Below are 26,094 nucleotides of genomic sequence, written 5' to 3' on the forward strand. Positions count from 1 at the left end.
CAAATCAAGTTGTAACGTATTAATTGGCCCACGGAAACGTATTAGTCGGGCATCTTTTCGCCGGCCCGCAAGGTCAGCACGCGCACCCCGCTGCCCGTCACGGCCACCGTGTGCTCGAACTGCGCCGACAACGCCCCGTCGCACGTGACCACCGTCCAGCCGTCGTCCTCGGTCCGCACGGCGTTCCGGCCCGCGTTGAGCATCGGTTCGATGGTGAACACCATCCCTTCGCGCAGCACGAGGCCCGTGCGCGGACGACCCCAGTGCAGCACCTGCGGCGGCTCGTGCATCTCGCGCCCGATCCCGTGCCCGCAGTATTCGCGCACGACGGCATACCCGTGGCGCCGCGCATGCCGTTCGATCGCATGCCCCACGTCGCCCAGCCGCGCGCCGGGACGGACGGCGCGGATGCCCTTCCACATCGCCTCGTACGTCACCTGCACGAGCCGCCGTGCCTCGCCCGCCACGTCACCCACGAGATAGGTCTTGCTGGAGTCGGCGATATAGCCGTCTTTTTCGAGCGTGATGTCGAAATTGACGATGTCGCCGTTTTGCAGGACCTCGGTCGCGGACGGCACGCCGTGGCACACGACGTCGTTGCGCGACGTGTTCATGGCGTAGGCGAAGCCGTACTGCCCCTTGCTGGCGGGACGCGCGTCCAGCGTGTGCACGATGAAGCCGTCGACCAGGTCGTTCACCTGCATCGTCGTCATGCCGATCAGGTCCAGGCGGTCGAGGTGGGCGAACACCTCGGCCAGCAGCTTGCCCGCCGCCGCCATCAGCGCGATTTCTTCCGGCCGCTTCGTCATGACGCCACCTTGAGGGCTTGCGGGACGACGCCCGCCGCCCGCAGTTCGCGCGCCATGATCTCGTTGAAGCTCTGGGTCGGATGCAGTTCGCACAGCATGCCGATGCGGACCCAGAACGCGGCCTGCGCATTGATCGAGCGGCACGATACGGTGCTCGCCTTGCGGATCTGGTCGTGCAACTCGTCTTCGATGTTAACGATGCCCATCATATACTCCATATATAGAACGTATACAGAGTATATATCATCTTGTCATCTCCAGGCGATACTTTCCAGCTCGTCCGAGATGACCTGCTGGCCGTGCTCCACCATGAATTCGTGGAACGACGCGGCCACGGTCGGAATCGCGCGCGCCGCCTTGTGCATCACATGCCACTCGCCCTGCACGACGACGCCCGGCACCGGCAGCACGCAGAGCAGCTGGTTGCGCACTTCCAGCGTGCAGGCGTGCACGGATAAAAAGGCGACGCCGAGGCCCGCCGCCGTCATCTGCTTGATCGCCTCGTTGCTCGACAGCTCCGACCCGATCGCGAGCGCCACGCCCTCTTCCTCGTAGCGGCGTTCGATCGCCGCGCGCGTGCCCGACCCGCGCTCGCGCACGAGCAGGTTGTGGGCGCCGATATCGGCCAGGGTCACCGCTTCCATCGCCAGCAGCGGATGGCCGGGCGCGACGAAGAAGGCCATCGGGTGGCGCGCGAAGCGGCTGGCGCTGGTCGGGAATTCGCGCGGCGGCGTGCCCATGATGGCCAGGTCGATCTCGTCGCGACTGAGCATGCCGATCACCTCCGGCCGCGAGCCCACCTGCAGCTTGATGCGCACGTGCGGCCGTCCGGTCGTGAAGCGCACGAGCATCGGCGGCAGCAGGTGCTCCGCCGTCATCACGGCGCCGATGCGCAGCGTGCCGGACGTCACGCCCTTCAGCGCGGCGATCTCGTCGCCCGCCTCTTCCCACAGGCCGAGGATGCGCTCCGCGTAACTCACCAGCAGCTCGCCCGCCGCCGTCATCTGGATGTTGCGGCCCTGGCGGCGGGTCAGCGGCACGCCGGCCGCCTCTTCCAGCAGCTTGAGGTGCAGCGACACCGCGGGCTGCGTCACGTGCATCGCCTCGGCGGCGCGCGAGACGCTCTGGTGGCGCGCCACCAGCATCACGGCCTGCAGCTGTTTGAAGCTGGCTGGATACATAAGTTATCCCTTATCGGATTTTAAAAATTACTTATTTTTATTTTATCCGTCCCAGCCGTATAGTAAAGATAATTCAAGCGACAACGGCCCACAAAAGGAGATCATCATGACGGCACAAGCGTTCATCTTCGACTTATCCGCCTTCCCCAGCACACGCGCGGCGGAGGCCGCGGCGAATGCGCCGGTGGCGGACGCCGTGCGCCTGCTGGACCAGGCGATCGAGAACGGCCTGCCGTGCGCCCTGATCTCCGAACTGCCGCACGAACAGGCCGGCGAACAGCTGCGCCGCCGCTTCGGCGACACCGCCCACCACATCTTTTCCGTCGTGCTGACCGGCGCCGACTTCGGCGCGCGCGGCCACAAGGCCCCGTACTCCGTCGTGCTGGGCCAGCTGGGCGTGCCGCCCGACGAAGCGCTGGCCGTGACCACCTCGCCGCGCGCCATCGCCGCGGCGCGCACCGCGCACATCGGCGTACAGACACCGAAAGCGGTCGTCATGCGCAAGGACATGCGCAAGGTACTGATGCAGACCACGACACACTGAGCAGTCTTCCCGGCATCCGCGGGTACTGCGCCCGGCGGATGCGCGAACGCAGCGAAGCCGGGAGTCCCGCCCGGCCGGGTCACCCTCGCCCACATCGATTCGAAAAAGAAGGGAGCACACCATGCAGTCCATCGTCATCGTCGGAGGCGGCGTCGCCGGCCTCGAACTCGCCACCCGGCTCGGCCGCCGCCTGGGCAGCAGCCACAAGGATCGCATGATCCTCATCGACAGCGCGCCCATGCACTTCTGGAAACCCCTGCTGCACGCCGTCGCCGCCGGCACCATCGACCCGGCCGACCACATGATCGACTATGCGCGCCAGGCCATCGACAACCATTTCACGTTCGTGTGCGGCGAAGTCGTCGGCGTCGACCGCGCCCGCCGCACGCTGACGGTGCGCAGCCGCAGGTTCGACGACATGAGCGACGCGCCGGACGCGCACACCGTCATCGCCTACGAACGCGTGGTGCTGGCCTACGGCTCCGTGACGAATTTCTTCGGCATCCCGGGCGCGCAGGAACACTGCCTGGCACTCGACAGCGTGCAGGGCGCCGAAGCCTTCCGCCAACGCTTCCTCGGCCTGTGCGCCCAGGCGGGACGGCGCCGCAACGCCCGCACGGACGCCGGCGCGCCGCTGCTCGACATCGTCATCGTGGGCGCCGGCCCCACCGGCATCGAACTGGCGGCCGACCTGCGCCACACAGTCGACACGCTCGCCCACTACGGCCTCGCCGGACTGGAATCGCCGCACCAGGTGCACATCCGCATCGTCGAGCGCGGCGCGCAGGTGCTGCCGTCGCTGGATGCGGAAGCGTCCGGGCTGGCCGTGCGCAAGCTGCGCGCGATGGGCATCGAGATCTGCACCGGCACGGCGATCGCCTCGGTGCGCGCGGACGCAGTCGAAACGACGGACGGCCGCGTGTTCCCCGCCGCGATCACCGTGTGGGCGGCCGGCGTGAAAGGTCCGCGCTTCAGCACGGGCCTCAATGTGGCGCTGAACCGCAACGACCAGGTCGTGGTCGACGCCCGGCTGCGCAGCGTGACCGACCCCGACATCCACGCGATGGGCGATTGCTGCACCCTGCTCAATCCGGACAAGACGGCGATGGCGCCGCCCAGCGCCCAGGCGGCGCGCCAGCAGGCCGTCTATCTCGCGAAGCTGCTGGCGCACAAGGCGCCGGACACGCTGCCGGGCTTCCAGTACCGCGACTACGGCACGCTCGTGTCGCTGGGGCAGGCGGGCGCGGTCGGCATCCTGCGCCGCGCGATCGGCAACCGCCACCTGCACGTCAGGGGCCCGTTCGCGCTGGCGATGTACGGCCTCACGTACCAGCGCCACGTGATGGGCCACCTCGGGCCGGCGCGGATGTGCGGCAACCTGCTGGCGCGGTGGTTCCGGTCGAAGATGTTGATGCCGGTGCGCTGGCACTGAGGGCGTATTCCGGCGAGCCGACGCGGACGGTGACGTGACCCGGACGGCGACGCGACGCGAACGTTCGCGTGGGCGAGGGTTGCCCACCCTACGGCGGCGTGCGGCGACGGTAAGGTGGGCGGCCTCCGCCCACCAGGCGTATGCGTCCTTCGAACGCAATCGTGGGCACGGGGTGCCCACCCTACCGGACAGGCGACGGCGTGTGGTGGCGGCGCGCAGGCGCTACAGGCGCGCCAGCCGCGCGCCGTCGACCCGCAGCGAGGTGCCGTCGACGAAGCGGGCTTCGTCCGCGAGCAGGAAGGCGATGGCGGCGGCGAGGTCTTCCGCCGCGCCGACGTCGGCCTTGTCGATCACTTCGACGCCGGCCTTCACGTTCGGGTTATCCCACAACATGGGCGTGTCGACGGCGCCGGGCAGCACGGCGTTCACGCGGATGCCCTTGGCCTTGCCCTCCAGCGCCGCCGAGCGCGTGAGCGACAGCAGCGCCGCCTTCGCGGCCGCGTACGGGGCGACGAGCGGTTCCGTCTCGACGGCATGCACGCTCGACACGTTGACGATCGCCCCGCCCCGGCGCATGCGCAGGAACGCCTGCTTGGTGAAGAAGAACGCGCCGAGCAGGTCGACGTCGAGGATGGCGCGCCAGTCCTGCTCCGTTTGCTGCTCGATGGGCTTGAACGACATCGTGCCCGCATTGTTGACGGCCAGGTCCCAGCCGCCGAACCGCTTGATCGTGGCGTCCACCGTCGCGATCACCTGGTCTTCGCGCGCCACGTCGCAGGCGATGGTGGCGATGCGGGCGGCGTCCGCTTCGCGCGCCAGTCCGGCGGCGGCGTCGACGGTGTCCTGGTGGTGGCCGGCCAGCATCACGCTGGCGCCCTCGCCCAGCAGGCGGCGCGCGGTGGCCAGGCCGATGCCGCCGGCGGCGCCGGTGACGATGGCGATGCGCTGGTCGAATCTCATGGGGTCTCCTTCGCATTAGGCTCGAGCACAACGATAGCACGGTGCCCGCGGCGCCGGCGCATGGGTCATAATCGCGCTGGTCGCAACCCGATCGTCACTGGAAAACCATCATGTTCGAGATCAGCCAGCTCCGCTGCTTCGTGGCCGTCGCCGAGGAATTGCATTTCAGCCGCGCGGCGGAGCGCCTGAACATGACGCAGCCGCCGCTGAGCCGCCAGATCCGCCTGCTCGAACACCACGTCGGCGCCCGCCTGCTGGAGCGCAACAGCCGCACCGTCAGGCTGACCGCGGCGGGCAAGGCATTCTTTCCGGAAGCGGCGCGCATCCTGCGCATCGCCGAGGAAGCCACGTTCACCGCGCGCCGCGCCGCCAAGGGCGAGCAAGGGACGCTGGCCATCGGCTTCACGTCGGCGTCCGGCTACAGCCTGCTGCCGGAAGTCGTGCGGCGGCTGCGCGAGCGCGCGCCGGGCGTCTCGCTGAATCTCAAGGAACTCGTCAGCACGGCGCAGGTGGAGGCGCTCAGCTCGGGCGAACTGGACCTCGGGCTGATGCGGCCGCACACGATCAACGGCGACCTCGAAAGCCGGCCGCTGCTGACCGAACCGCTGATGCTCGCGGTCCACGCCGACGACGCCGGCCGCTGGCCCCTGGCGCCCACGCTCGCCGACCTGCATGGCCGGCCGTTCGTGATGTACTCGCCGTACGAAGCGCGGCCGTTCTACCAGATGCTGAGCGAACGCTTCGCCCGCGCCGGCGTCGTGCCCGACGTCGTCGAGCACATCGGGCAGGTGCACACGATGCTGGCGCTGGTCCGGGCCGGCGTCGGCGCCGCCCTCATCGCGGCCGGCGCGGCCAACCTCAAGTTCGACGGCATCGTCATGCGCGAGATGGCAACGGAGCCCGTCGAGATGGTCTGCACGTTCCGGCGCGTCAATGAGAATCCCGTCTTGCGGCTATTCCTGCGCGACGTCCTGCCGACCTTTCACCGCTGATTGATTCAATTCCTGAATGTTACGCATCACAGTTTGGTTTGATCGTGAATTAATCAAGGCATATGATCGTTTGCAGCACATAAGCCACCTGGACCATCGATCCGGGTAGCATCAGGAGACACTCTCACTGCGGTCGGCCGGCCAGGTAACAGCATGTCTCTCTTCTTTAACGCAACAATGGAAGAGATTATGAACAAAACAGCAGCCCTCCTCGCCGCCGGCGCCGGCTACACGGTGGCCAACGATACGGAATCCGGTACCGGCAACACCGGCTACGACCGCGGCATCCGCCACACGTCCTGACCTCCATGACCAACGATAACCGACAACCGGAGACTACCGTGGAACAATCCCGATCCGTCAATGCCGCGGCAGCGGCCAAGGTCCAGACCAGGACGCGCTGGATGATCCTCGCGATGCTGTTCGCGATCACGACCATCAACTACGCCGACCGCGCGACGATCTCGATCGCCGCGCCCGGCATCAAGAAGGAACTCGGCCTGGACGCGATCCAGATGGGCTTCGTGTTTTCCGCGTTCGCCTGGTCCTACGTCATCGCCCAGTTGCCCGGCGGCTGGCTGCTGGACCGCTTCGGCTCCAAGATCACCTATTTCTGCAGCATCTTCCTGTGGTCGATCTTCACCATGCTGACCGGGACGGCCGGGTTCCTGGCGGGCGGCGCCGCGGTCGCCACGCTGTTCACGCTGCGCCTGCTCGTCGGGGCGGCCGAAGCGCCTTCGTTCCCCGGCAACAGCCGCATCGCGTCGGCGTGGTTCCCCACGCACGAACGCGGCCTGGCCGCCGCCGTGTTCAACTCGGCGCAATACTTCGCGACCGTGCTGTTCGCGCCGATCATGGGCTGGCTCGTGCACAGCCACGGCTGGCACAGCGTGTTCTACGTGATGGGCGGCCTGGGCATCGTGATGGCCTTCGTCTGGCTCAAGACCATCTACGGTCCCAGGGACCACCCGTCGGTCAGCGCCGGCGAACTGAAATACATCCAGGACGGCGGCGCGCTCGTCGACCTGGACAGCGGCAGCCGCACGGCCCAGCCGAGCCAGGTGGACACGTTCGCCTGCATCAAGGAACTGCTGGGCAACCGCATGCTGCTGGGCGTCTACATCGGCCAGTACTGCATCACGACGCTGACCTATTTCTTCCTGACCTGGTTCCCCGTCTACCTCGTGCAGGAACGCCACATGACGATCCTGAAGGCCGGCTTCGTCGCGTCGCTGCCCGCCATTGCCGGCTTCCTCGGCGGGATCACCGGCGGCTGGATCTCGGACCGCCTGAGCCGCGCCGGCTATTCGCTGTCGGTGTCGCGCAAGGTGCCGATCGTGCTGGGCATGCTGATGTCGATGACCATGATCGCCTGTAACTACATCGAGGCGGATACGCTCGTCGTCGCCGCGATGTCGCTGGCGTTCTTCGGCAAGGGCGTCGGCGCGCTGGGCTGGGCCGTCGTGTCGGACACGTCGCCGAAGGAAGCGGGCGGCCTGTCCGGCGCCCTGTTCAACACCTTCGGCAACACGGCCGGCATCACGACGCCCATCGTCATCGGCTACATCGTCCAGAACACCGGCTCGTTCGCCGGCGCCCTGCTCTTCGTCGGCGCCAACGCGGCGCTGGCCATCGTGTGCTACCTGTTCATCGTCGGCGACATCAAGCGCGTCAAGCTCGTGAAGTCGCTCGTGAACCAGTAGACTCTTCCATTCAACTCACCCAACGTCTTTCACCATGAACACTATCGGCACCAAAGCCCCCGTCGTCACCGAACTGCGCGTCGTCCCCGTCGCCGGCCAGGACAGCATGCTGCTCAACCTCTCCGGCGCGCACGGCCCCTGGTTCACCCGCAACATCGTCATCCTCAAGGACAGCGCCGGCAACACGGGCCTGGGCGAAGTGCCGGGCGGCGAGAAGATCCGCCAGACCATCGAGGATGCGCGGCCGCTCGTCGTCGGCAAGACGCTGGGTGAGTACAACAACGTCCTGAACGCCATGCGCGGCGCCTTCGCCGACCGCGACGCGGGCGGGCGCGGCCAGCAGACGTTCGACCTGCGCACCACCATCCACGCCGTCACGGCCGTGGAATCGGCGCTGCTCGACCTGCTGGGCCAGTTCATGAACGTGCCCGTCGCCGCGCTGCTGGGCGAAGGCATGCAGCGCAGCGCCGTCGAGATGCTGGGCTACCTGTTCTACGTGGGCGACCGCAAGAAGACGCCGCTGGCCTACCGCAGCGAGCCGGACGCCGCCGACGCCTGGCTTCGCCTGCGCAACGAAGAGGCGTTGACGCCGGACGCCGTCGTGCGCCTGTGCGAGGCCGCGCGCGAGCGCTACGGCTTCAACGACTTCAAGCTGAAAGGCGGCGTGCTGTCCGCCGACGAAGAAATGGAAGCGATCGTCGCGATGCACGAGCGCTTCCCGGACGCGCGCATCACGCTGGATCCGAATGGCGCCTGGTCGCTGCAGGAAGCGATCCGCGTATGCCGCGACAAGCACGGCATCCTCGCGTACGCGGAAGACCCGTGCGGCGCCGAGAACGGTTTCTCGGGACGCGAAGTGATGGCCGAATTCCGCCGCGCCACCGGCCTGCCGACCGCGACCAACATGATCGCCACCGACTGGCGCCAGATGGCCCATTCGATCCAGCTGCAGTCGGTCGACATCCCGCTCGCGGACCCGCACTTCTGGACCATGCAGGGCTCAGTGCGCGTGGCGCAGCTGTGCCAGATGTTCGGCCTGACCTGGGGTTCGCACTCGAACAACCACTTCGACATCTCGCTCGCCATGTTCACCCACGTGGGCGCGGCGGCGCCGGGCAAGGTCACCGCGATCGACACGCACTGGATCTGGCAGGACGGCCAGCGCGTCACGAAAGAGCCGTTGAAGATCGAAGGTGGACTGGTGCACGTCCCGGCGCAACCGGGCCTCGGCATCGAGCTCGATGAAGCCGAACTGGAAAAGGCGCACCAGGCCTACAAGAACATGGGACTGGGCGCGCGCGACGACGCCGTCGCGATGCAGTTCCTGGTGCCGAACTGGAAGTTCGACAACAAGCGTCCCTGCCTCGTGCGCTGATCCCTGGCGGACGAACGAACGGCTCAGCCCCGCGCGTCCGCCGCGTAGGGCTTGCCGTTGACGACGACATTCTCCAGCACCGGCGCGGCCGCGTCTTTCACGTGCAGCCGCGTGTCGGTTAGTTGCACATCGATGTCCCTCAGCACGACCGCGGCGATGTCGGTCTGGCCCGGATTCGGCGCGATGGTGCCGAAGGCGCCGAAACGGCCGCGGATGCCTTCCAAGGTGACGTTGCGCACGGTGGAATGCGGCGGCGCCTCGCCTTTCAGGTCGAAGTACTGGCTCCACGGCCGGATCGACACGATCTCGCCCTTGCCGGAATCGAGCACCAGGTCGCGGAAATGGATGTCTTCGTAGCGCTGCGGCGTGTCCGGGCGCAGTTTCAGGTGGGCGACACTGCCCACGTCCTGCACGCGGCAATGTTCGACGACGACGTCGCGCACGACGGTCGCCTCGCTCCCCAGCGTGAACATCGCGTGGCCGCGCCGGAACACGCAGTTGCGCACGCGGATGCGCTCCACGGGCGGACTGTCCTTGTCCTCCAGCGCGCGCGGCCCCTTCGAACCCTTGGCCGCGATGCAGTCGTCCGTCACGGAAAAATGGCAGCCGTCGACGAGGACGTCCTGGCAGCTGTCGATGTCGATGCCGTCCGTGCTGGGGGCCTGCACATAATCGTCCGGCACCTGGAAACTCGTGTTGCGCACCACCACGTCGCGGCAGCGGTACAAATGCAGGTTCCAGAACTGCGAATCCTTGAACGTGATCCCGTCTACCGTCACGCCGCGCGACGCTTCGATCACGGCCAGCCGGGCGCGCGGCAGGTCCAGGTTGCGGAAGCTCCCCTTGTCCTTCGCGGCCTTGCGCAGCTGCCAGAACCGGTCCCAGATCGGCCGGCCGGCGCCATCCAGCGTGCCTTCGCCCGTGATCCGCAGGCCGTCGCAGCCGGCGGCATTGACCAGACCCGGATTGAAGCGCTCTTCGAAATGGCCTTCGATGCGCGTGCGCTGGACCGGGAAATGCCGCATGTCCGTCGAACACCGGAGGACGGCGCCGCGGTCGAGGTGCAGATGGACGTTCGGCTTGAGAAACAACGCGCCGCTGACGAACACACCGGCCGGCACGACGACCGTGCCGCCGCCCTGCGCCGCCAGCCGGTCGATCGCGGCCTGGATGGCGCGCGTATTGACCGTGGCGCCATCGGCGACGGCGCCGGCGTCAAGGATGGACAGGCGTTTGGCTGCAGGCGCCGCGGCGTTGGCCGCGTGCTGCCAGGCCGGGAGGGACAACAAAGACAGGACGACGCGGCGGCGAGGCGAAAAAGGCACGGGCATGATATTCCGGATCGGAAGTCGGGATCCGGTTCATGCTAAAGCACCCGCGCCGCCGACGCGGATCAATCCGCTGATCGATTCAACCGAACAGCGATTTGAACGCCCACACGATGGTCTTGGCCACGAACTGCGCGAACGGGAGGGCCAGGACGACCAGCAGGATGATCTGGCCGACGCGCAGCACGGGTTCGAACGCATGCCAGTCGCGGTGGACGTGCGGCATGTGGAAATGCGGCCGGTGGATGTGCGACAGGTGCAGATGAGCCCTCATGCGGGCGGGCGCGATTCCGAATTTCATCGTTGTCTCCGTATATGTATATACGTTTCAAGCATATGCTCATGCAAGACGCGATGTGGATGATTTTTCTGATCGCGCGGGCAGAACAGATTTAGGGAATCAATTTGCTATCTCGTTGTACTGATCTAGACTAAAAGGCTGCCGCCCAGCGATCTGGCGCGGTGTTCAGAATCGGTACGCCACATTCGCCAGCACCGACGGCGAATGGGCCGTGTCGTCCGTCAGCGACGCCCCGCCGTGCGTGCGCCAGGCCACCGTCACGCCGCCGCTCCACGCATCGCGCACATAGCGCAGGCCCAGGCCGCCGCCCGCCAGCGCGCGGTGGTTGTCCAGCGTCGTCCATGGCGACTTGTTCAGCGTGACGCGGCCGGCGTCGTAGAACAGGTAGGGGACGACCGGTCCGACGGCATAGCGCACTTCGGCCTGTGCCACCCAGCCCATGTCGCCATAGCCTTCGCCATTCGGATAGGCGCGCACGCCGTTCACGCCGCCCAGGCCCAGCTTTTCCGACGAATCGAGGTTGTGGCCCGTCCACTGCGCGGACACGCGGCCGTACAGGTCCAGGCGGTCGCTCAGCGACTGGATGCGCGCCAGGTCCAGGTTGAACCGGTCGAAGCTCCCCGCCGAGCGCGCGCTGGCCGCGTCGACGGCCTGCGTGTCGCCGTTCATGCCCAGGCGGCCGCGGGTCCAGCTCAGGGCGCCAAACGTGATGCCGGCGTGGAGGAACTGGTCGCGCACGTCGAACGACAGCGTGACCGGGATGACGGAACTCGATTTCTGCGTGTCCGTCGCCGTCGCATCCTGCCGGTCGTGCAGGCGCTTGTGGTCGACGCTGGCGGACAGGGTCAGGTTGCGGACCTGCGAGCGCACGATCGGATACGACAGGCCCACGCTCGCCACGTCGGCCGTGCCGCGCGCGCCCAATGCGGCAAAGCTGCCGGCCAGGTCGTAGTAGGAATGCGTGTAGCTGGCGCGGCCGCGCAGGCCGCTGTAACCCAGCGGCGCCGCATAGGCCAGGGAGCCGAACCACATGCCCTCTTCCGTGTACAGCGCCTGCGCGGCGATCTGGTCGCCCAGCATGAACGGGCTGTCCACGTCGGCGCTCACGTGCGCGCGCGTGCGCCCGGTCGCGCGGGTGCCGTAGTTGTCCAGGCCCGCCTCGCCCTTGTAGCGATGGTCGCGCCGGACTTCGACGAGCAGGTCGCCCGTGCCGACCTCCGCGCCCGGCCGCACGAGCGGTACGGTGCGCACGCCCGGCTGGTCGTCCAGCAGCAGCGTCACGCGTTCCAGTTTGCCGCTTTCGATGATCGCGCCGTGCGGCAGCGCGGACAGGAAGCCCTGCGCGCCGGCGGTGAAGGCCGGTTCGCCGTGGGCGGCGACCTTGCCGTAGCGGCCTTCCAGCACCTGCACATGCAGCTCGCCGCCGGAGAGATCCTGCTGCGGCAGGTAGGCGCGGGCGAACGGGAAGCCGGCCTGCTGATAGTAGGCGGTGATGCGCGCCGCGAGGGCCGCCAGGCCGGCGAAGTCGAACGGCTTGCCGTCCACCGGGCCGAGGGCGGCCAGCAGCGCGTCGCCGCCGATGCGCGTGTTGCCGGCGATGACGACGCGGCGCAGCACGACCTGCTGCCCGCCCGCCGCGACCGGCGCGGCCGGCGGTGCCTGCACGGCGGGGACCTTGCCGGCGCGGGGTTGCGGCAGCGGCCGCGCGTTTTCCTGCAGGGGCAACTGCTGGGCAAGCGCCGGCAGCGATGCCGCGACCAGGAGGGCCAGCGGCAAGCGTTTCAGGTTGTGGTTCATGCTCGGATGTCTTTGCGATTCGCGTTGCTTGATATTGTCAGGGGTTCGGCGCGTCCGTGCCGCCCGCTTCGTTCGCCCCGGCCGCCGGCATGCGGATGCCGCCGGAGACCACGAGCACGTTCAGGAATTTGACGTCGCGGCCGGCGGCCAGCGCCTGGCTGGACGATTGGCGGCGCTTGGTCGCGCCGACCGTCGCCGCGCCGTCGCCGGTCTCGGCGCCCTGGCCGTCCGCCGCCGGCGTCGTCGTCGTCGCGACGCTCGCCCCGCCGCCCGCCGTGCCGCCCACGCCGGCGTTCGCGGCGGACGTTTCGGGAACGGCCAGGTAGGCCAGGCCGCCGACGGCCGGCGCCGGCAGCACTGGGGCGAGGCCCAGCGATTGCGGCGCGATCGTGGCGGCCACCACGGCGGCGGTGGCCGGCGCCGGCGTGGTGGCCGGCGGCGTCACCGGCGTCACGACGGGTGCGGGGTCCGGGGTTGCGACGGGACTCGGCGGTGTGACGACCGGGGTCGGCGTCGGCGTCACGACTGGTGCCGGCGTGGGTGTCACGACCGGGGTCGGTGTCGGCGTGACGACTGGCGTGGGCGTGGGCGTAACGACCGGCGTCGGTGTCGGCGTGACGACTGGCGTGGGCGTGGGCGTAACGACCGGCGTCGGTGTCGGCGTGACGACCGGAGTCGGCGTCGGCGTAACGACTGGCGTCGGCGTCGGCGTGACGACCGGTGTCGGCGTCGGCTCAGGCGTGACGACCGGAGTCGGTGTCGGCGTGACGACTGGCGTCGGCGTGGGCGTAACGACCGGTGTCGGCGTCGGCGTAACGACTGGCGTCGGCTCAGGGGTAACGACCGGTGTCGGTGTCGGCGTAACGACCGGCGTCGGCGTGACAACTGGCGTAGGCTCGGGCGTGACAACCGGCGTCGGCTCAGGCGTCACCACCGGCGTCGGCGTGACAACCGGCGTCGGCTCGGGCGTAACGACCGGCGTCGGCGTGACAACCGGCGTCGGCTCGGGCGTAACGACCGGCGTCGGTGTCGGCGTAACGACCGGCGTCGGCTCAGGCGTGACCACCGGCGCCGGCGCCGGCGTCTCCGCGGCAACGATGGTGCCCGTGGTCGCCGTCCTGCCCGTGAACGCATAGTTGCCGGCGTCGGCGCCGGCCAGCGCCAGCCCGTCCACGTCGACGGCGATGCCACTGCCCGCCGCCGCCTGGGCGAATCGGGCGTGCGCCGCCGCGCCGTCGACGGCCACGGTGTCGCCGGCGATGGCGCCGGCGACCGTGCCGGGCGCCGTCAGCGTCGCCGTGGTCGAGCCGTCGGCCGTCTTGTCAGCGACGGTCGCGCCGGTCACGGTCACGGTCTTTTGCGCGATGCTCGCCGTGGCCGCGGCCTGGCCCGTGATCGCGTAATTGCCGGCGTCCACACCGCCGAACGTGTTCGCCAGCGCCACCGTCTTGGCGCTGCCCGCGTTCTTGTCGGCGAAGCTGCCGGTGGCGTCCAGGCGCACGTCGTCGCCCGCCACGAGGCCGGCCAGCCGCGCCTGCGCCGTCGAGATGGTGGCCGCGGTCGTGCCGTCGTAGACCTTGTCGGCGGCCGTGATGCCGGACACCGTCAACGCCTTCGGGGTGATGGTCGCGGCCAGGCCCGCCGGCATCGCGATCGCATAGTTCGACGCGAGACCCGTGCCGTCCGTGATGGCGCCGGACACCGCCACCGCCTTGTTCGTGCCCGCGTTCTTGTCCGCGAATGCGCCGGTCAGGCCGCCGAGATTCAGCGTCTCGCCGCCCACCATGCCGGACAGCGTACCACCCGTCAGCGCCGCCGCCGTCGTGCCGTCGTAGACCTTGTCGGCCGCCGCCAGGCCGGTCAGGATCAGTGCCTTCGGCGTGATCGCGGCCGTGGCCGTCGCCTGGTCCGTGATCGCGTAATTGCCCGCATCGGTGCCGCCGTGGGTGCTCGCCAGGGCCACGGTCTTGCCGGGCCCCGCGTTGGCGTCGGCGAACGCGCCGCTCGCGGCCACGATGACCGTATCGCCCGCCACGAGGCCCGCCAGCTGGGCGTGCGCCGTCGACACGGTGGCGGCGGTCGTGCCGTCATACGACTTGTCGGCGGCCGTGATGCCGGACACCGTCAGGGCCTTCGGCGTGATGCTGGCCGACGCCGCGGTCTGGCCGGCAAGCGTGTAGTTGCCCGCGTCCCGGCCGCTCAAGCCCGTGCTGAGCGCCACGGTCTTGCCGCTGCCCGCGTTCTTGTCGGCGAAGGCGCCGCTCGCGCTCAGGCCGACGTCGTCGCCCGCGACCGCACCGGTCAGCGTGGCGCCGCTGCCCGACACCGTCGCCGCCGTCGTGCCGTCGTAGACCTTGTCCGCCGCCGTGATGCCGGCGACGATCAACGCCTTCTGCGTGATCGTCCCGACGGCGCCGGCCGGCACGGTCAGGCTGTAGTTGGCCGCGCGGCCCGTGCCGTCGGCAAGAACGCCGCCGGAGATGGCGATCGTCTTGTTGCTGCCGGCGTCCTTGTCCGCGAAGACCCCCGTCAGGCCGGACAGGTTCAGCGTCTCGCCGCCCACGAGGCCGGACAGCGTGCCGCCCGCCAGCGTGGCCGCCGTCGTGCCGTCGTAGGTCTTGCCCGTGGCGGTGAGGCCCGCGATGGTCAAGGCCTTCGGCGTGATGGATGCGGTGGCCGTCGCCTGGTCCACGAACGCGTAGTTGCCCGCGTCCGCGCCGCCGTGCGTGCTCGCCAGGTTCACGGTCTTGCCCGTGCCCGCGTCGGCATCCGCGAACGTGCCGGTTGCGCCCACGGTCACCGTGTCGCCGGCGACGAGGCCCTGCAACACGGCGCCGCCGGCCGCTACCGTCGCCGCCGTCGTGCCGTCGTACGTCTTGCCCGACGCCGTGATGCCGGAGACGGTCAGCGATTTCTGCGTGATGGCCGCGGTCAGGCCGGCGGGCGCCGCCAGCGTGTAGTTCGACGCGAAGCCCGTGCCGTCCACGAGCAGCCCGCCGGACAGTGCGACGGCCTTGCCGGTGCCGGCCGCCTTGTCGGCGAACGCGCCGCTCAAGCCCGACACGGTCAACGTCTCGCTGCCAACGAGGCCGGTCAAGGTGCCGCCCGACAGCGCGGCGGCCGTCGTGCCGTCGTAGACCTTGTCGGCTGCCGCGAGGCCAGTGAGGGTCAGGGCCTTCGGCGCGATCGCCGCCGTGTTGGCGGGACCGGCCGCGGCAAGGCTCGGCAGGCGATAGTTGCCGGCCTGGCCCGTCGCGCCGTCGGCCAGCGTGACGGCGCCGACATAGCGCGCGTCCGCGACGTTGGCGCTGTTGGCCGCCACGCCGCCCGCGACGAGGTCTTCGCCCGCGACGAGGTTGCCGAGGCTGACGCCAGAAAAATTCGCCGAACCGTCATAGGTCTTGCTCGCGGCGAGCGTCACGGTGCGCGGCGTGATGCTGGCCGTGGCGCTGGCCGAATTGCCCGACAGCGTGTAGTTGCCGGCATCGAGCCCGCCCAGCACGATATTGCCGATGCTGACCGAATACGTGCCCACGTCCTTCGACGCGAAGCTGCCGTTGCCGCTCGCCGTCAGGTTGTCGCCCGCGATGACGCCGGCCATCGACACGGCCGCCGTCGTATTGCCGTCATAGACCTTGTCGGCCGCGCTGGGCGTCAGCGATTTCGGCGTGATCGCGTAGTTCCCGTTGTAGAAATAGCCGACGGCGTAGGTCGTGCCGCCCGCCGTGACGTCGCGCGGATTGGCGGCGCCCGGGGTCAGCGTGCCGTAGATGCCGACGTTCTTGCTGCTGGTGTTGAACACGGGCGCCGGCGCCAGGCTGCCCGCCGTGAAGCCGGCGGGTCCGCCGACCGCCGAATAGGTCATGCCCGTCGCGAGCGTGGTGCCGTCGTAGACCTTGGTGCCGCCGCTGGCGCCGAGCACGTAGATCGGCTGCGTCGACATGTCCACCGCCTGGTAGCTCGCGTACAGATAACTGTTGTTGGTGCCGCTGACGACGAGGTAGCCGCAGTTCGGATACGGATTCAGGCAACCGGACAGCTGCGGCGCCTGCGTGTACGCGGACGGCTTCGGCGCGCCATTGATGTAGACGAGCCAGGCCGCGACCGACGGTCCCTGGAACGTGATCTGCGCGCGGCTGCCGTAGTTGACCATGCCCATCGCGCCGGCGTCGCGGTCGTCGCTCGTGATGTTGTTGCCGGTGCTCGTGTTGACGGCGTTGATCAGCACCGTGCCGGCGCCGGCCGAGCTGCCGACGGTCGTCAGCGTATTCGAGTTGGCCTCGAAGCCGATGCCGAACTCCTTGACGCCGCCGTCGCTCTGGCCGGTCATCATGAGATTGCCGCTGCCGGCCAGGATCGTCGCGCCCGACTTGATGTAGATGCCGCCCTTGGTGCCGTCCACGCTGCCGCTGTTTGAACCGAGGTTCGAGCGGCCGTTGATCGTGACGTTGCCGCCCGCGGACAGGATCGACACGTTGCCCTCGACCGTGACGGCCGCGGTGGTACGCGCGGTGTTCGCGTTGCGCGCGAAGCCGATGCCGCCGGCGGCGCTGCCGCCGTTGCCGCCGATGAGGATGGTGCCGCCGTTCGATTTCAGGTTCGCGTTGACGTCCACGCCGCCCACCGTCGCGCCGGCGGCATTCGCGGCCGACAGCGTGAGGTCCAGGTTGCCGCTCGTCGACGTGATGTCGGCGTTGACGATGATGTTGCGGTCCGCGCGCAGCGTCAGGCCGGCGTTGGCGCCGCCCGTCTTGGCGATCGCGCTGGCCACCGTGATGTCGCCGCTGCCCGTCGCCGCGCCCACCGTGCCGTATGCAGTATTACTCGATTGCGTCGTCACGGTCACGCTCGTGCCCTGGTTCAGGGCATTCGAAATCGTCGTCGCGCCGGCCGCGTTGATCGTGTAGTCGTAGGGGTCGACGAGCCACTCGCCGCCCTTGCCGCCGGCCGCGCCGGCATTCACCGCCAGGCCGGGCAGCGTCGTCACGTGCGCGGCGGACGTCTCGATGGCGCCGCCGTTGCCGCCGGCCGGCGCGCTCGCGTCGAGCGTGCCGCCCACGTTGGCGCTGCCCGACTGCATGTCGCCCAGCAGCAGGATCCGGCCCTGCGCGCCCGTCGCCAGCGTGCGCGCCTGGACAATGCCGCTGTTGTTGATGACGGACCCGGAGAGTTCGCCGGCCGATTTCGCCGTCATCAGCACCGTGCCGCCGTCCGCGCGGATGGCGCCGCCATTGTCCACGAGCGCGTCCAGCGCGCCCTTGTGCACCTGCAGCTTGACGGGGCCGCCGAAGTCGACGACGACGTCGCTGCCCGCGCCGAGCAGCGCGTTGCCGCGGTCGGCCGCGATGTCGCCCGTGTTGACGACGCGCGCCGCCACCAGCGCGACGTTGCCGCCGGCCGCCGCGCGGATGGCGCCCTGGTTCTCGACCGCCTGCGCGCTCGCGCCGGACAAGCGATAGCGGCCCGCCAGGAAGTCCTCGTTGCGCATCGCCAGCGTCGACGCCAGCAGGCCGCCCACGTCGACCTGTGCCGTCGGGCTGAACAGCACACCGTTCGGATTCAGCAGGAATACGTGGCCGTTCGCGTTCAGCGCGCCCTGGATCAGCGACGGATCGGCGCCGAGCACCCGGTTCAGCGCGACGGCACCGGCCGAAGGCTGGACGAAGGTGACGGTCGCGCCCTGCCCGATCGAAAACCCGGTCCAGTCGAGGGCCGCCTTGCTGCTGCCCTGGTTGATCGTCAGCGTCTTGCCCGCATAGTTCAGCGTCGCCTGCCCGGCCGTGACCCGGCCGCCCGTCGGCAACGGCTCCGCGGCATGCGCCCACGCGCCCGCCGCGGCCAGGACCAGCAGGGCAAGCTGCCGGCGCCGGCGCGCGCGCCCGGTGGATGACCTGGTCCGCTTGGAACCCAGTTCCGATACGGCTTGCCAAATATTCTTCGACGAATTCCAGACAATGCGATAAATACGGTTCACGTGGATTCCAGGGGGCTTGATATAAGATCCTCGCAGTGTAGGATCTTTCCCACAAGAAATCCAATCGCCTCTGTAATTCGTTCGCTATTAGTCGCGCGCCCGCAACGATTCAATCCGAAGCCACCCGCTTATAAAAATGCCGGCACCGAATATAACGCTGCCCATCCAATCTGAAAAATAATATTCCCTTTATATTCAACATGTTACATTCATGCCGAAACGATTCCATATGACGATGATAATCTATGTATATACAGACAAAAACATTCCGCCAAATACATTAGAAAATATAACTAATCGCTACTCAGCCTTCAGGAACGGGAGATACAACTTGAAAAAGGTTTATCTATATTTGACCTGATACAAATAAACGAATTCGCGCGATATGTGCCGGCGGAGCACACTCGACGACGCGCGCGGCGCCATGCGCGACGTGCCGGAACGACCTGGCTCGCGCATTGCGGTACGGAATCCGCTGCGTTTGAGGTAAATCAAATAACAAACTGCGCGCGCCAAAGACACTGCTCGTCATCATCCACAAGATTGAGGCAGATCATGCACTTCCACCAACACGAAGCCGAACAAGTCGCCGCGCGCGACAGCCGCCAACGGCTACGCGCCCGTATCGCCGTCCTGCAGGCGCAACCGGACACCGTTTTCGTTCAGGATTTTCCCGCCGTCGTGGCGGCGGTCGAAGCGGCGTTCCGGCGCGAGGAAGCGCTGTGCGAGCGGCGCGGCGACGCCGCCCTGCATTCGCGCCGCGCCGACCATGCCGTGGTGCTGCGCGCGCTGCACCGCACGCTGGCGGAGATCGAGAGCGGCGACGTCATGCTGGGCCGCCGGGTCGCCGACGCGCTGGACGCCGTGCTGTCGCTGCCGTGCGACGCCGGCACGGACACCGTCGCGGCCACGCCGCGCCGCCGTCGACAAGGCGGTCGGCCACGATGCTCATGGGAAATTACGTGAATTTGGCGGCGGTAAACGGCACATTTCACGAAGTTGCCGCAAAAACTCTTTATTGATGTCGAGAATATTTACACCGGACATTATTATTGCACAAAGGTAATTTGAATTTCCTTTAAATAACATATAGTTATAATTATTGGCACAATCCTTGCGTTGACAGCCTGAGCAAAATCAAAAAGTAAAACAACAATTTGTTCTCATCGCTGTTCAACGAAAGGAAATACCATGCTGAAGAAATCCGTGCACAAGGCCGTGCTGGCCACCCTGGGCGCAATCGCCGTCATGCCGATACTGGCGCACGCGGCGCTCGTCACGACGACCTCGACGACGAGCTTTAATGTGAGCAACTCTGTCTCCGACACGCTCGGCGGCAAAACGGGGACGTCGGACGGCAGCCACAGCGGCACGCCGAACACGAACATGGATACCCAGGGCAAAGCCACGATCGCCCAGTTCGACAAAAACCTCGGCGTGCTGACAGGCGCCACCGTCAACGTGGCGTCCACCTACAAGCAGACGACCAGCGTCACCGTCGCCGCGGGCGGCACCGGCGCGAATACCGATGGCACGTTCACGGCCGCGGGTACCGGCAGCAGCTCGGTCAACCTCGTCATCCCGACGGGTGTCAGCGGTGCGAGCATGGCACTCAGCAATGTCCAGGACAGCTGCACCGTCACGGCGGGCAAGATCAAGGCGAGCTGCGACAACGGCAGCAATTCCGCGCAAATCATCAAGAGCGCGAGCGCCGACGGCAATTCGCTGAACACCTACGCCGGCAGCGGCAGCTTCCTCGTCGACCTGGTTGCCGCGTCGAACACGGCCGAGACGACGTCCAACCAGTTCGGCGGCACCGCGACGACCACGTCCACCATCGACTGGACCGGCGACCTGAGCGCGACCTACAACTACCTGCTGCACGCGGCGCAGTCGTTCGACGCGAATTCGTCGACGACGACGCTGACGCTGGACTTCGGCGACATCCACCTGGGCGACGCGGTGGCCGCGAAAAACTTCTCGATCGCCAACCTGCTCGACACCAACCGCGTCGGACTGAAGCTGACCGGCATCGCGGAAACGGGTGACATCAACAACGTGTTCTCGACGAGCCTGTCCCTGTTCAGCAACCTGGCACAGGGCGCCTCCAACGGCTACACGGCCGCGTTCCTCGCGACCACGCTCGGCAGCCAGGCGGCGTCGTATCAACTGACGCTGGCCGACGCGAACCCGGACGTCGCGTTCGCGTCCGACACCCTTGGCGCGGGCTACAACCTGACGCTGAAACTGAAGGCGAACGTGTTGGAGCGCGTGGCCGACGCCGTCGGCGGCGCCGTGCCGGAACCGGCATCGCTGATGCTGCTGGGCCTGGGCGCCGCCGCCCTGTGCTCGACGCGCAAACGCCGCCAGTCCTGATCGCGGTTCAGGCGCAGCCCGCACGGCGCGGGCTGCGCCGCCGGTCCTGCCCGGTCAGCGCAGGTTGCCCGTGTGCCCGAGCGAATAGCGGCCCGGCTGCGGCCACACGGTCAGGCCGTGCGGCTCGCCGCCGACCTTCACCTTCTGCATGTCGCCCGTCTTCGTGTCGATGCGATAGACGACGTCGTCGAAGCGACCCGACAGCCACAGCCACTTGCCGTCCGCGCTGACGTTGCCCATGTCCGGGCTGCCGCCGCCCGGCACGGGCCAGTTGGCGACGATCTTCCCGGTCGCGAAGTCGAGCACGGCCACGCTGCCCGGTCCCTTGCGCTTGCCGTGGATGCGGTGCGTGCCGCGGCTCGAGATGTACAGGTATTTGCCGTCGCGGCTAGGATACAGGCCGTGCGTGCCGATGCCGACGGGGACGAAGCCGATCTGCTTCAGGTTGTCGCCGTCGACGACGTGCACGCCGTCCGCATCCATGTCGGCCACGTAAAAGCGCTTGCCGTCGGGGGAGATGCGCACGTCCTGCGGCATGCCCTTCTTGGCCGTGCAGATCTCGCTGGCGCCGGGCGCGGTCGGGTCGACGCCTTCGCGGAAGCGCGTCGACGGCATCGACAGTTTCAGGTAGCCGAGCACCTTGCGGTTGACCAGGTCGATCTTCGCGAGGCTGCCGTCGAATTCGCACGTGAACAGCGCGTAGCGGCCGTCGATCGAGAATTCGGCGTGGTTGATGCCGCCGCACTGCGGCACCTCGATCGCGTACTGCATCGCCATCGTGTGCGGATCGCGGAAGTCGAGGCGGTGGCGCGCCTCGGCCACGACGATCGCCGACTTGCCGTCCGGCGTGAAATACATATTGTACGGGTCGTCGACGGTGACGTTCGGCCCCGGCTTGCCGGTGCGCGGATCGATCGGCGTGAGGCTGCCGTCGCCGCGCCGCTCGGCATTGTTCGCCACCCACAGCGTGCGCAGGTCCCACGACGGGATCACGTGCTGCGGGCTGCGGCCGACCTTGAACGTGTCGACGACCTTCATCGTCGCGGGATCGATGACGCTGACGTCGTTCGAACGCAGGTTCGGCACGTACACGCGTTCCAGATCGCCTTTCACGACGGGGCTCAGGTGCGTGGGGCCGATCTCGCTGTACACATTGCGCGGATCGACGACGGGCGGCATGCCCGGCACGGTCGCGACGGCGGCGGATGCCGCTGCCGGGACAGCGATCGGGGCCGGGGCGGACGCATCGACGACACGCGACGCGACGACGCCGCCGGCCAGGACGGACAGGGCCAGGACGGCACCAACGGTAGTTTTGGATGACACGATGGCTTCTTTACTTTCGATGGGAAGGATTCGGATTCTGGTCTGGCGCGCCCTGGCGGGCGGCGCGGATCGCGGCCACGGACGCGTCGACGATGCGCTCGACGCCGATGCGGCCCAGTTCCGCGGTCGCGCGGGTCGGGTCGCCGTGCACGCCCGCGCGCACGCCGCCACGGGCGCCCGCCGCCACCTGGGCCGGACGCACGAGCGCGGGGTCGACGGCCAGCGACAGCGCCGTGTCGGCCAGGCCCGCGTGCGTGCCGATCTCGGCGTCGGCAAAGCCCCGCTGCTTCAGGTCGGCGTCGAACGTCGTCGTGGCGGCCTCGTAATACGCGCCCAGGGCGTGGGCGCGGCAGCCGCCGGCCCGGTTCACGCGCGCGGCGGCCTTGCCTTCGTTGTGCTGATAGCCGCCGTGGTCGCCCAGGAAGAACACGTCGCGGATGCCGTGCCGGCACAGGCTCAGCGCGGTGGATTCGAGCAGGGATTCGAACGCGGCGTCGGGAATCGACAGCGTGCCCGCGAACCGCATGTGCGCGGCCGGGGGCGTGATCGACCCTTCCGGCACATAGGCGACGACGGGCGCGACCACGGCGTCGCCCAGCCGCGCGGCGATCCGGCCCGCCAGCACGCGGGCGCGGACATTGTGCTTGCCGAGGACGATGTGCGGGCCGCTCTGCTCGGTGCCGCCGATGGGGACGAGGGCCGTCGTGGCGCCGGCCGCGATGCGGTCGCGCAGTTCCGGCGACGTCATCTCTTCGATATACACGCCGGGGCCGGCGCGGTCGGTCGCGGCAGGTGCCGCCGACGCATGGCCCGCCGCGGCCAGGGCCACGCAGGCGACCACCAGCGCCTTGCGGCGCCACGAGTTGTGCAGGTGAAGCATTGATCCGTGTTCCTGATGCTTGCGCGCGCGTGGCACGAACGCCATTCGCCGCGCGACCGAATACCTATTGTAGAGCATAGCGGCGCGGCGGGCGGGAGGCCGGGCCGGATTTTTTTGCGTCCGGCCCCATAGTGTCGCGCCGTGGCGGCAGACGCTTGCCAGTCCGGCAAATATGCGTGCGCGGCAGGCAGGCATTCCATTTCAAATGTTCAACGTTACGTGAACGCCATGGAAGCACGGCGAGGGCCGTCGGCAGTACAATACTGACCGTCCCGGTCGCGCGTCGGTACATGAATCGCGTGCGGCACCGCGGACGGGTGAATCAGGCAATTCCTGATCCGGCAAGACGACACGGAGACGATATGGCGCGCAGCGGACTCACGAAATCACAGGTCAGGGAAGCCCGCGACCGCCTGCTGGCGGCGGGACGCCATCCGTCCGTCGACGCGCTGCGCCACGCGCTGGGCGACAGCGGCTCCAAGTCGACCATCCACAAATACCTCAAGGAGCTGCGCAGCGAAGACGGGACCGCGCAAGCCGCCCCCGGCATCGGACGCGAAGACACGGGCCGCGCCCTGCACGCCCTCGTCGAGCAGCTGGCCGACCGCCTGCACGCCGACTTCGACGAGCGCGTGCGCCTGCTGCGCGCCGCCCACGACGAGGCGCTGCGCGAGCGCGAGCGCGAACTGGCCGAGCTGCGCAGCACCGTCGCGATGCTGACGGCCCGCGTGCGGCAGCTGGAAACGGAAGCGCGGTCCGGCGGCGACGACACGCCCCTGCGCCACTGGCACGACCGGCAGCGCGCCGCGGGCGGGTTCGGCCACTTCGACAGCAGCCTGCTGAATTCGCGCTCGTCCCTGCCCGACGCCTCCCCGTTCGACATGATCCGGGCCGCCGCGCGCTCGTGACCGCCGCCGCCGCCCGCACCGCCGCGCCCGTGCGCCTGGCCGCGCGCGGCCTGCGTTCGCCGTTCGGCGGACCGTTCACGTTCGACGTGCGCGCGGGCGAATGCATCGCCATCCAGGGCCCGTCCGGCGCCGGCAAGAGCGTCCTGCTGCGCATGCTGGCCGACCTCGACCCGCACGACGGCGACGCCCTGCTCGACGGCTGCTGCGCCGCGTCGATGCCGGCCCCGGACTGGCGCGCCGCCGTCGTCTACCAGGCGGCCGAGCCGGCGTGGTGGGAGGCGACGGCCAGAGCGCATTTCACGGCCGCCGACCAGGAGGCCGTCGCCGCCGCGCTCGCGGCGCTGGCGCTGCCGGCCCGGCTGCTGGACACGGAGATCGACCGCCTGTCGACGGGCGAACGCCAGCGCCTCGCCCTCGTCCGCTCGCTGGCCCGGCGCCCGCGCGTGCTGCTGCTCGACGAACCGACCGCCGCCCTCGATCCGGACGCCGTCGCGCGCGTGGAGGCGCTGCTGCGCGACTGCCTCGCGCGCGGCATGGCCATGCTGGTCGTGACGCATGCCGACGGGCAGGCGCGCCGCCTCGCGCACCGCATCTTCCGCCTCGATCAGGGGCAGCTGGCCACGTCATGAACGCCATCCACCTCGGCGCCTGGGACCTGCTCGCGGCCGCGGCCCTGATCGTGCTGGACGCTGCGCTGTCGCTGGCGCTGCGCCTCGGCCTGCACCGCCAGATCCTCGTCGCGGCCGTGCGCATGACCGCGCAGCTGACCATCGTCGGCCTCGTGCTGCGCCACGTGTTCGCGACGGCGTCGGCGGCGGCGACCTTGGCCGTCGTCGTGTTCATGATCGCCGCCGCCGCGCGCGAGGTGGCGACGCGGCCGAGGCAACGCCTCGCGCGCCACATGAATTACCAGATCAGCGCCGCCGTCGTGTCGTGCGCCGGCTTCGCGACGGTGCTGCTGGCCCTGACGACGGCCGTGCGCCCGACGCCGTGGTATGAACCGCGCTACGCGATTCCGCTGATGGGCATCGTGCTCGGCAGCGTGCTGAACGCCGCCAGCCTCGCACTGGACGGCATCCTCGACGGCGTCGTGCGCGAGCGCGCCCGCATCGAAGCGCGACTGGTCCTCGGCACGCCGTTCCGCGACGCCATCGCACCGCTGGTCCGCAGCGCGACGCGGCGCGGCATGATCCCCGTCGCCAACCAGATGTCGGCCGCCGGGATCATCACCCTGCCCGGCATCATGACCGGCCAGCTGCTGGCCGGCATGGACCCGATGGACGCCGTCAAGTACCAGATCCTGCTGATGTTCCTGCTGGCCGGCGCGAGCGGCCTGGCGGCGAGCGGCGCCGCCCTGCTGGCCGTGCGCGCGTTGAGCGACGGCCGCCAGCGGCTGCGCGTTGACCGGCTGAACGCCTAGACCGGGCGCGCGACGATCAGGGCCGAGTCGATCGTGAAGCTGCCGTCGTCCTCGAGCGCGAAATACTCTTTCACCTCGGCCGACGCGCGCCGCTGCAGCGACCGGATCGCGGCGACGTGGACGTCGGGCGTCTGCATCCGTTCGATCCACGCGCCGAATTCGAGCCGCAGCTTGTACGTCGCCACCTCTCCGACCGCGAAGCCGAGCGACGCCAGCGCCGCCTTCCACTCGGCCAGCGTGCCGTTCCGCACGTGCGACGGATCGCGCAGCAATTCCAGCGACTGCAGCCAGGTGTCGAGCAACGGCACGCCGGGCGCGACGACGTCCATGAACAGCGCCAGGCCATCCGGCTTCAACACGCGCCGCATCTGCGCCAGGCCGTCCATGAACGCGCCCCAGTGATGCGCGCTGTAGCGGGTGGCGACGACGTCGAACGACCCGGACGGACAAGGCAGCGCCTCGGCCGCGCCGCGCTTCGTGACGATATTCCCGAGGCCCCGCTTGCGGGCCTCGGCGGCGACCGTCTCCAGCATCGCGGCCGACAGGTCGTAGGCGACGACCTTCTCGACGAGACCGGCCATGCGGAACGCGACGTGCCCGCCGCCGCAGCCCATGTCGAGCGCGACGGCGTGCGGACGGCTGCCGATCACGGCGGCCATCCGCTCCAGGTCGGCGCCGCTCGCATGCACGGCGCTCGCCAGATAGGCCTGGGCGCGGGAGTCGTATTGTTCGAGAACGGTTGCATCGTGGTTGGCGGTATCCATTTGGGCTCCTTTGAACGTGAAAAA

21 protein-coding genes are annotated in these 26,094 nt (G+C 68.7%); 10 read left to right on the forward strand and 11 right to left on the reverse strand.

The features are described 5' to 3' along the window. Nucleotides 1–41 precede the first annotated feature (41 nt). From map to U9J41_RS06135, 3 genes are read right to left on the reverse strand one after another with little or no spacing between them, the layout of a single operon-like run. Nucleotides 42–809 (reverse strand): type I methionyl aminopeptidase, encoded by a 768-nt coding sequence (gene map, locus U9J41_RS06125; protein WP_322400896.1) that lies wholly within the window; start codon nucleotides 807–809, stop codon nucleotides 42–44. After that, the gene (locus U9J41_RS06130; RefSeq protein WP_105376928.1) at nucleotides 806–1,015 is read right to left on the reverse strand and encodes a ParD-like family protein; all 210 of its coding nucleotides are present in this window, start codon (nucleotides 1,013–1,015) and stop codon (nucleotides 806–808) included. Before U9J41_RS06130 ends, map begins: the two co-directional genes overlap by 4 nt. 45 nt (nucleotides 1,016–1,060) lie before the next feature. Next, nucleotides 1,061–1,990 (reverse strand): LysR family transcriptional regulator, encoded by a 930-nt coding sequence (locus U9J41_RS06135; RefSeq protein ID WP_322400898.1) that lies wholly within the window; start codon nucleotides 1,988–1,990, stop codon nucleotides 1,061–1,063. A 106-nt stretch (nucleotides 1,991–2,096) separates the two neighbouring features. On the opposite strand from U9J41_RS06135, the gene U9J41_RS06140 reads away from it, so the two are divergent. Together U9J41_RS06140 and U9J41_RS06145 are read left to right on the forward strand one after the other, a co-directional pair. Beyond that, on the forward strand, nucleotides 2,097–2,534 hold the full coding sequence (locus U9J41_RS06140; protein ID WP_322400899.1) for an HAD family hydrolase: 438 nt from the start codon (nucleotides 2,097–2,099) through the stop codon (nucleotides 2,532–2,534). Nucleotides 2,535–2,655: 121 nt separating this feature from the next. After that, a complete protein-coding gene (locus U9J41_RS06145; RefSeq protein WP_322400900.1) occupies nucleotides 2,656–3,966 on the forward strand; it encodes an NAD(P)/FAD-dependent oxidoreductase in 1,311 nt (436 codons plus the stop codon). Between the two features lie 222 nt (nucleotides 3,967–4,188). On the opposite strand, the gene U9J41_RS06150 is transcribed toward U9J41_RS06145, so the two are convergent. Next, on the reverse strand, nucleotides 4,189–4,926 hold the full coding sequence (locus tag U9J41_RS06150; protein WP_322400902.1) for an SDR family NAD(P)-dependent oxidoreductase: 738 nt from the start codon (nucleotides 4,924–4,926) through the stop codon (nucleotides 4,189–4,191). A gap of 110 nt (nucleotides 4,927–5,036) precedes the next feature. Here U9J41_RS06150 and U9J41_RS06155 point away from each other — a divergent pair, with 110 nt between their 5' ends. The 3 genes from U9J41_RS06155 to gudD all read left to right on the forward strand — a co-directional run bounded on the left by U9J41_RS06155 (nucleotide 5,037) and on the right by gudD (nucleotide 8,996). Further along, a complete protein-coding gene (locus U9J41_RS06155; protein ID WP_322400903.1) occupies nucleotides 5,037–5,918 on the forward strand; it encodes a LysR substrate-binding domain-containing protein in 882 nt (293 codons plus the stop codon). A gap of 404 nt (nucleotides 5,919–6,322) precedes the next feature. Next, on the forward strand, nucleotides 6,323–7,621 hold the full coding sequence (locus tag U9J41_RS06160) for an MFS transporter (RefSeq protein WP_322401103.1): 1,299 nt from the start codon (nucleotides 6,323–6,325) through the stop codon (nucleotides 7,619–7,621). Nucleotides 7,622–7,655: 34 nt separating this feature from the next. Further along, nucleotides 7,656–8,996 (forward strand): glucarate dehydratase, encoded by a 1,341-nt coding sequence (gene gudD / locus U9J41_RS06165; RefSeq protein ID WP_322400905.1) that lies wholly within the window; start codon nucleotides 7,656–7,658, stop codon nucleotides 8,994–8,996. 23 nt (nucleotides 8,997–9,019) lie between these two features. Here gudD and U9J41_RS06170 read toward each other — a convergent pair whose 3' ends face one another. The 4 genes from U9J41_RS06170 to U9J41_RS06185 all read right to left on the reverse strand — a co-directional run bounded on the left by U9J41_RS06170 (nucleotide 9,020) and on the right by U9J41_RS06185 (nucleotide 18,396). After that, the gene (locus U9J41_RS06170) at nucleotides 9,020–10,327 is read right to left on the reverse strand and encodes a glycoside hydrolase family 28 protein (RefSeq protein ID WP_322400906.1); all 1,308 of its coding nucleotides are present in this window, start codon (nucleotides 10,325–10,327) and stop codon (nucleotides 9,020–9,022) included. Between the two features lie 79 nt (nucleotides 10,328–10,406). Then, nucleotides 10,407–10,625 (reverse strand): hypothetical protein, encoded by a 219-nt coding sequence (locus tag U9J41_RS06175; RefSeq protein ID WP_322400908.1) that lies wholly within the window; start codon nucleotides 10,623–10,625, stop codon nucleotides 10,407–10,409. Nucleotides 10,626–10,790: 165 nt separating this feature from the next. After that, complete coding sequence (locus tag U9J41_RS06180; RefSeq protein ID WP_322400909.1) at nucleotides 10,791–12,422, reverse strand: ShlB/FhaC/HecB family hemolysin secretion/activation protein; 1,632 nt, start codon at nucleotides 12,420–12,422, stop codon at nucleotides 10,791–10,793. Nucleotides 12,423–12,459: 37 nt separating this feature from the next. Next, on the reverse strand, nucleotides 12,460–18,396 hold the full coding sequence (locus tag U9J41_RS06185) for a YDG domain-containing protein (protein WP_322400910.1): 5,937 nt from the start codon (nucleotides 18,394–18,396) through the stop codon (nucleotides 12,460–12,462). Between the two features lie 555 nt (nucleotides 18,397–18,951). Here U9J41_RS06185 and U9J41_RS06190 point away from each other — a divergent pair. Continuing rightward, nucleotides 18,952–19,362: a hypothetical protein gene (locus U9J41_RS06190; protein ID WP_322400911.1), complete on the forward strand. Its 411-nt coding sequence runs from the start codon at nucleotides 18,952–18,954 to the stop codon at nucleotides 19,360–19,362. 225 nt (nucleotides 19,363–19,587) lie between these two features. After that, complete coding sequence (locus tag U9J41_RS06195; RefSeq protein ID WP_322400912.1) at nucleotides 19,588–20,772, forward strand: choice-of-anchor E domain-containing protein; 1,185 nt, start codon at nucleotides 19,588–19,590, stop codon at nucleotides 20,770–20,772. A 54-nt stretch (nucleotides 20,773–20,826) separates the two neighbouring features. Here the strand turns inward: U9J41_RS06195 and U9J41_RS06200 are convergent, their stop codons facing one another. Then, entirely contained in the window at nucleotides 20,827–21,951 is a 1,125-nt protein-coding gene (locus U9J41_RS06200; protein WP_322401105.1) for a YncE family protein, read from the reverse strand. A 157-nt stretch (nucleotides 21,952–22,108) separates the two neighbouring features. Further along, complete coding sequence (locus U9J41_RS06205; protein WP_322400914.1) at nucleotides 22,109–22,978, reverse strand: creatininase family protein; 870 nt, start codon at nucleotides 22,976–22,978, stop codon at nucleotides 22,109–22,111. A 362-nt stretch (nucleotides 22,979–23,340) separates the two neighbouring features. Here U9J41_RS06205 and U9J41_RS06210 point away from each other — a divergent pair, with 362 nt between their 5' ends. Genes U9J41_RS06210 through U9J41_RS06220 form a run of 3 tightly spaced genes read left to right on the forward strand, consistent with a single transcriptional unit; the run spans nucleotide 23,341 to nucleotide 25,306 of the window. Beyond that, the gene (locus tag U9J41_RS06210; protein ID WP_322400915.1) at nucleotides 23,341–23,886 is read left to right on the forward strand and encodes a DNA-binding protein; all 546 of its coding nucleotides are present in this window, start codon (nucleotides 23,341–23,343) and stop codon (nucleotides 23,884–23,886) included. Then, nucleotides 23,883–24,515, forward strand: coding sequence for an ABC transporter ATP-binding protein (locus U9J41_RS06215; RefSeq protein WP_322400917.1), 633 nt, complete (start codon nucleotides 23,883–23,885; stop codon nucleotides 24,513–24,515). Before U9J41_RS06210 ends, U9J41_RS06215 begins: the two co-directional genes overlap by 4 nt. Then, nucleotides 24,512–25,306, forward strand: a complete 795-nt coding sequence (locus tag U9J41_RS06220; protein WP_322400918.1) for an ABC transporter permease — start codon at nucleotides 24,512–24,514, stop codon at nucleotides 25,304–25,306. The genes U9J41_RS06215 and U9J41_RS06220 overlap by 4 nt, the downstream gene beginning before the upstream one ends. Here the strand turns inward: U9J41_RS06220 and U9J41_RS06225 are convergent. Then, complete coding sequence (locus tag U9J41_RS06225) at nucleotides 25,303–26,070, reverse strand: class I SAM-dependent methyltransferase (RefSeq protein WP_322400920.1); 768 nt, start codon at nucleotides 26,068–26,070, stop codon at nucleotides 25,303–25,305. The genes U9J41_RS06220 and U9J41_RS06225 overlap by 4 nt on opposite strands. Nucleotides 26,071–26,094 lie beyond the last annotated feature (24 nt).

The sequence above is a fragment of the Massilia luteola genome (genome assembly GCF_034420155.1).
Classification (GTDB): Bacteria; Pseudomonadota; Gammaproteobacteria; order Burkholderiales; family Burkholderiaceae_D; genus Telluria; species Telluria luteola.

Bases quoted from the DNA above. Each gene is read 5' to 3' on its own strand.
- U9J41_RS06225 (WP_322400920.1), bottom strand. From the start codon at position 26,070: ATGGATACCGCCAACCACGATGCAACCGTTCTCGAACAATACGACTCC.
- U9J41_RS06190 (WP_322400911.1), top strand. From the start codon at position 18,952: ATGCACTTCCACCAACACGAAGCCGAACAAGTCGCCGCGCGCGACAGC.
- U9J41_RS06155 (WP_322400903.1), top strand. From the start codon at position 5,037: ATGTTCGAGATCAGCCAGCTCCGCTGCTTCGTGGCCGTCGCCGAGGAA.
- U9J41_RS06220 (WP_322400918.1), top strand. From the start codon at position 24,512: ATGAACGCCATCCACCTCGGCGCCTGGGACCTGCTCGCGGCCGCGGCC.
- U9J41_RS06210 (WP_322400915.1), top strand. From the start codon at position 23,341: ATGGCGCGCAGCGGACTCACGAAATCACAGGTCAGGGAAGCCCGCGAC.
- gudD (WP_322400905.1), top strand. From the start codon at position 7,656: ATGAACACTATCGGCACCAAAGCCCCCGTCGTCACCGAACTGCGCGTC.
- U9J41_RS06135 (WP_322400898.1), bottom strand. From the start codon at position 1,990: ATGTATCCAGCCAGCTTCAAACAGCTGCAGGCCGTGATGCTGGTGGCG.
- U9J41_RS06130 (WP_105376928.1), bottom strand. From the start codon at position 1,015: ATGGGCATCGTTAACATCGAAGACGAGTTGCACGACCAGATCCGCAAG.
- U9J41_RS06175 (WP_322400908.1), bottom strand. From the start codon at position 10,625: ATGAAATTCGGAATCGCGCCCGCCCGCATGAGGGCTCATCTGCACCTG.
- U9J41_RS06140 (WP_322400899.1), top strand. From the start codon at position 2,097: ATGACGGCACAAGCGTTCATCTTCGACTTATCCGCCTTCCCCAGCACA.
- U9J41_RS06145 (WP_322400900.1), top strand. From the start codon at position 2,656: ATGCAGTCCATCGTCATCGTCGGAGGCGGCGTCGCCGGCCTCGAACTC.
- U9J41_RS06195 (WP_322400912.1), top strand. From the start codon at position 19,588: ATGCTGAAGAAATCCGTGCACAAGGCCGTGCTGGCCACCCTGGGCGCA.
- U9J41_RS06200 (WP_322401105.1), bottom strand. From the start codon at position 21,951: ATGCCGCCCGTCGTCGATCCGCGCAATGTGTACAGCGAGATCGGCCCC.
- U9J41_RS06170 (WP_322400906.1), bottom strand. From the start codon at position 10,327: ATGCCCGTGCCTTTTTCGCCTCGCCGCCGCGTCGTCCTGTCTTTGTTG.
- U9J41_RS06205 (WP_322400914.1), bottom strand. From the start codon at position 22,978: ATGCTTCACCTGCACAACTCGTGGCGCCGCAAGGCGCTGGTGGTCGCC.
- U9J41_RS06150 (WP_322400902.1), bottom strand. From the start codon at position 4,926: ATGAGATTCGACCAGCGCATCGCCATCGTCACCGGCGCCGCCGGCGGC.
- map (WP_322400896.1), bottom strand. From the start codon at position 809: ATGACGAAGCGGCCGGAAGAAATCGCGCTGATGGCGGCGGCGGGCAAG.
- U9J41_RS06160 (WP_322401103.1), top strand. From the start codon at position 6,323: ATGATCCTCGCGATGCTGTTCGCGATCACGACCATCAACTACGCCGAC.
- U9J41_RS06180 (WP_322400909.1), bottom strand. From the start codon at position 12,422: ATGAACCACAACCTGAAACGCTTGCCGCTGGCCCTCCTGGTCGCGGCA.